At 58.6% G+C, this 4,475-nt stretch carries 3 protein-coding genes and 1 tRNA gene; 3 read left to right on the top strand and 1 reads right to left on the bottom strand.

The window, feature by feature from the left end:
- Window positions 1-88: 88 nt before the first annotated feature.
- Window positions 89-164 (bottom strand) — tRNA-Lys (locus tag HQL56_18515).
- 216 nt (window positions 165-380) lie between these two features.
- Here HQL56_18515 and HQL56_18510 point away from each other — a divergent pair.
- From HQL56_18510 to HQL56_18500, 3 genes are all read left to right on the top strand, one after another.
- Complete coding sequence (locus HQL56_18510; GenBank protein ID MBF0311509.1) at window positions 381-1,085, top strand: FKBP-type peptidyl-prolyl cis-trans isomerase; 705 nt, start codon at window positions 381-383, stop codon at window positions 1,083-1,085.
- Window positions 1,086-1,143: 58 nt separating this feature from the next.
- Window positions 1,144-1,881, top strand: coding sequence for a DUF547 domain-containing protein (locus HQL56_18505; protein MBF0311508.1), 738 nt, complete (start codon window positions 1,144-1,146; stop codon window positions 1,879-1,881).
- A 261-nt stretch (window positions 1,882-2,142) separates the two neighbouring features.
- Window positions 2,143-4,458 (top strand): response regulator, encoded by a 2,316-nt coding sequence (locus HQL56_18500; protein MBF0311507.1) that lies wholly within the window; start codon window positions 2,143-2,145, stop codon window positions 4,456-4,458.
- Window positions 4,459-4,475: the final 17 nt, after the last annotated feature.

Below are 4,475 nucleotides of genomic sequence, written 5' to 3'. Positions count from 1 at the left end.
CGGGGCTATTTTTTTGCCCAAAATAGACCCCGCATAACCCCGAAATAAAAAAGGGGTCAGGTCTAAGTGACCTAACCCCTTGATTTTATGGTGAGCCGTTTGGGTTTCGAACCCAAGACCTACAGATTAAAAGTCTGTTGCTCTACCAACTGAGCTAACGGCCCGCAAAGGCACTGCCGAAGAAGATCCGCCACTGTAGCAGAGTTCCCCGCCTATGGAAACCTTTTTTGCAGGGAAAGTTGCAAAGACCTCGGCATTGGCCTTCCGTGAAGTATGGTTGGACTTTTTGGCGCAAGTGGAGGAAACTGGGGGGCTTCAGGATCTGCCCCATGGCAGGAATCGGTAAACGCGCTTTTGCTCGGCAGTCGGGAGAGGACGATATGAAACCTGTGGTAAAAGGATCGTTGGGATTGGCCTGCCTGCTGGCCATCCAGGTGGTGTGGGCCGGCGAACCCGATCTGAAGGGCGACAAAGAGCGTTTCAGCTATACCCTCGGGGTTCAGCTCGGGCAGGAAATACGCGGTTTGGGCAACAACTCCGGAGTCGCTTTCGATCTGGACAGCCTGATGCTGGGCGTCAAAGACAGCATCGAAGGGGGCAAACTGCGACTCACTCCCGATGAAATTCGCAAAGTGCGCATGGACTTCGAGGAGAAGATGAAAAAATCGGCCAAGGAACATATGGCCAAACTGGCGGAAGAGAACAAACGTCTGGGCGAGGCCTTCCAGGCCAGCAACCGCACCAAGGCCGGCGTGACCGTGACCGAGTCCGGCCTGCAATTCGAAGTGCTGCGCAGCGGCAACGGCCCCAAACCCAAGGTCGAGGACCGGGTGCGGCTGCACTATCGCGGCACCACCATCGACGGACGCGAATTCGACAGCAGCTATCGCCGCGGCGCCCCCGCCACCTTCTCCGTGAAGGAAGTGGTGCCCGGCTGGACCGAAGGTCTGCAACTCATGGCAACCGGCGGGCAATACCGTCTGGTGGTCCCCTCCAAGCTGGCCTACGGCGAACGGGGCTCGGCCAGTATCGAGCCCAACGCCACCCTGGTCTTCGAAGTCGAACTGCTGGCTGTCAATCCCTGACGCTGTTTTTCCGGGCGGTCAATCCGACCGCCCGACACCCTCCTTTGGGAGAGTCTCGATGACAAAGGCCCTGGCAGCTTGGTTTGCACTCTGCGGTCTCCTGCTCTCCACGGCAGCCCTGGCGGCCGAACCCGACTGGAGCGACTATGCCGGCCTGCTGCAACGCCACCTCAAACCAAAGATGATCAAAGGCATCACTCTCAACGCCCTCGACTACCGCGCCATGGCGCACGATCCGGCTCTGCCCGGCACGATGGAGGCCTTGTCGCACTTCTCCCTGGCCAACCTGACCACACGGGAAGAGAAACTGGCCTTCTTCATCAATGCCTACAATCTGCTGGCCATCAAGATAGTGCTGGATCACCGTCCGCTGGAGAGCATCAAGGACGCAGGCTACCTGTTGACCCCGGTATGGAAGATGGAAGCCGGTTCAGTGGGCGGCCAGATGGTGACGCTGCACCACATCGAACACGAAGTTCTCCGCCCCATGGGCGAACCCCGCATTCATATGGCCATCGTCTGCGCCTCCTTGAGCTGCCCCAATCTCTCCCCGGAACCCTACACCGCCGCCCGACTCGACGACCAATTGTCCCGACAAACCCGCGAGTTCCTCAACGACCCCGTCAAAGGCCTGCGCATCAACGGCCATCAGGTGCGCCTCTCCCGCATCTTCTCCTGGTTCGAGGAGGACTTCGCTCCCCTGCCCGACTTCCTGCGACGCTATCGGCCCGACCTGCCGCAAAACGCCTCCTTCAAAGCCGACCTGCCCTACGACTGGTCGCTTAACGGAGAGTGATTCGACTTTTATTATTTTATCTTTTAAGTATCAAAAAAAGGAAATGTTCTATCCTTTGACTTTTGGATTGCTGTTTCTATAGAATCCTTATGATCCTTTCGGACGGGTTTTGTAATTGAGTGTGCCGGGCGAATGAAAAATCAAGTGATAGAACATTTCCTTTTTTTGATACTTAGAGGATAACATATTGAAAGTCAAAGAATTTACAAGACACTTCCGCTTGCCGGCGGAAGTTTTGTAACTGCCCACCGGATGCCGCGCATGCTCGAATCCATCAAAGTGCTGGTGGTCGCCTCTTTGGAGGAACAGGGACTCTCCCCCCTGCGCGCCTTGGAGAAAGAGGGGCTTCAGCTGCAGAAGCGTCGTTTCGTGCGACCGTCCCAGGCCGCCAAGGCCATTTTGGCCGACACCTGGGATCTCATTCTGATCTGCGACTTCGACACTCTGCCCCAGCGGATTGAACTGCCCTTGTCGACGGTGGTTCCGACCACGCCGGTCATCGTCTGTTCCGCCCAGGTTACGGTGGCCGATGCGGTGCAACTGTTACGTCAGGGTATTTGGGATTGTCTGATTCCGGGGGAGTGCGCCCGTTTGGCGGAGAGTTTCCGGCAGGGTCGCCGCGCTTTGGCGGAGCGGCATCAGGAGGCGTTGCGCCGGGATCAGGTTCACGAGACCTTTCGTCTGCTGGCCGAGCAGAGTCCGGTGGGTATTTTCCAGACCAATCCCCGGGGGGAGTGTCTCTTCGTCAACAACACCCTGGCCGATTTGATCGGGCAGGAGCGGGAGAATCTGTTGGGTGATGGCTGGGTGGCCTATCTCCATCCCGAGGATCGGGTTCGGGTGGTGAACACCTTGCGCCTCGTCGAGGGCAGTGAGCCGGTCGCCACCAGTTTGGAGTTGCGACTGCTCAACGATGCGGGCGAGATCTTCTGGGTGGTCAGCCACGCCAATCCGCTGTTCAACGAAGACGGGGTTTGGGAAGGTTTCATCGGCACCATTGCCGATCTTTCGCCGTTGCGGGAGGCGGAAAAGGAGTTGCGGGAGGCCATGGAGGAGGCGGCATCGGGCACGCGCGCCAAGACCGAGTTTTTGTCGGTGATGAGCCATGAGATCCGCACGCCGATGAACGCCATACTTGGCATGGCCGATCTTCTGGCCACGACGGAGCTGACCGGGGAGCAGCAGGCTTATCTGGAGGTGGTGAAGGAGACGGGGCGCGGGCTGTTGAAGCTGCTGAACGACATTCTGGAGCTGGCGCGGGCTGATGCGGAGTCGGCGTTGCCGCCCTGGCAGGAGTTCAATCTGCGGGAGTTGGTTCAGGGGGTCATGGACCTCTATCTGATGCAGGCCAACGGCAAGGGGCTGGTGTTGTTCGTCGATGTGGCTGCGCAGGTTCCGGTGGTGGTACAGGCGGAGCCGCGTTTGTTGCGGGTGGTGTTATCCAATCTGGTGGGCAATGCGGTCAAGTTCACCAACGAGGGGTCGATCACTTTGCGGGTGGAGCCCGATCCACGGGCGGGGGCGGATCTGCTTTGTTTTTCGATTCACGACACCGGCATTGGCATACCTGCCGACAAGTTGGAGATGATTTTCGAGCCGTTCACTCAGGTGGACAGCTCTTCTTCGCGGAGTTTCGGGGGCACGGGGCTGGGTTTGGCCATTTGCCGGAAGTTCGTGGAGCGTTTGGGTGGTCGGTTGTGGGTGGAGAGTATGTTGGGTGAGGGCAGTGTTTTCAAGGTGTTGCTGCCGTGTCGGGAGGGGGTTTCTCTGGAGGAGGAGCCGGAGACGGCGGAAGCGCCGCAGGAGGAGGTTGGGCTGGACCCTGCCCAGGTGAAGATTTTGCTGGTGGAGGATGATCCGGTCAATCAACTGTTGCTGACGCGGATGTTGCAGCAGATGGGGTACAATGTGGCGCTGGCCGCCGATGGGCGGGAGGCGTTGGAGCAGATGAGTCAGGTTGAGTTCGATTTGGTATTCATGGATTGTTTGATGCCGCACATGGATGGTTTCACGGCGACGCGCAAGTGGCGCAACCGGGAGCGCAAGCGTGGGGAGGCTCATTTGCCGGTGGTGGCGTTGACGGCGTTGGCCTTGCAGGGGGATCGGGAGAAGTGTTTGGAATCGGGGATGGATGATTATTTGGCCAAGCCGGTTCAGTCGTTGGAGTTGGCGGGGATGATTCACCGCTGGGTGGGCAATGGGCATCGTCGGGAGCCGCGTCCCACGATGAGGCCGTCGTTGGAGATGGTGAATTTCGAGGATTTGCGGGAGGAGATGGGGGGGGATTTGGGGCCGGTGGTGGAGATTTTTCTGGACATTTTACCGCAGCGGTTGGGGGCGATTCGGGAGGCGTTGGGTCGCAAGGATGCGGATACGTTGCATTTGGAAGCGCATTCGTTGAAGAGTTCGTGTCGGCAACTGGGGTTGGTGGGGTTGGCGGAGTTGGCGATGGAGATGGATATTCTGGCGCGGTCGAAGCGGTTCAAGATGGGGGAGCGTTTATTTTCCAAGCTGAAGACCGAGGCGAGGCGCACGGTGGAGCCGTTAAGGGAGGCTTGCCGGAGTTTTGAGGAGTAGGCCTTGCCGTTCAATAT

The sequence above is a fragment of the Magnetococcales bacterium genome (assembly GCA_015231925.1).
GTDB lineage: Bacteria > Pseudomonadota > Magnetococcia > Magnetococcales > JADGAQ01 > JADGAQ01.
This window is presented reverse-complemented; position numbering and strand designations above follow the sequence as displayed.

Excerpts from the sequence above, each read along its gene's own strand:
- HQL56_18510 (MBF0311509.1), top strand. The coding sequence starts at position 381 with ATGAAACCTGTGGTAAAAGGATCGTTGGGATTGGCCTGCCTGCTGGCC.
- HQL56_18505 (MBF0311508.1), top strand. The coding sequence starts at position 1,144 with ATGACAAAGGCCCTGGCAGCTTGGTTTGCACTCTGCGGTCTCCTGCTC.
- HQL56_18500 (MBF0311507.1), top strand. The coding sequence starts at position 2,143 with ATGCTCGAATCCATCAAAGTGCTGGTGGTCGCCTCTTTGGAGGAACAG.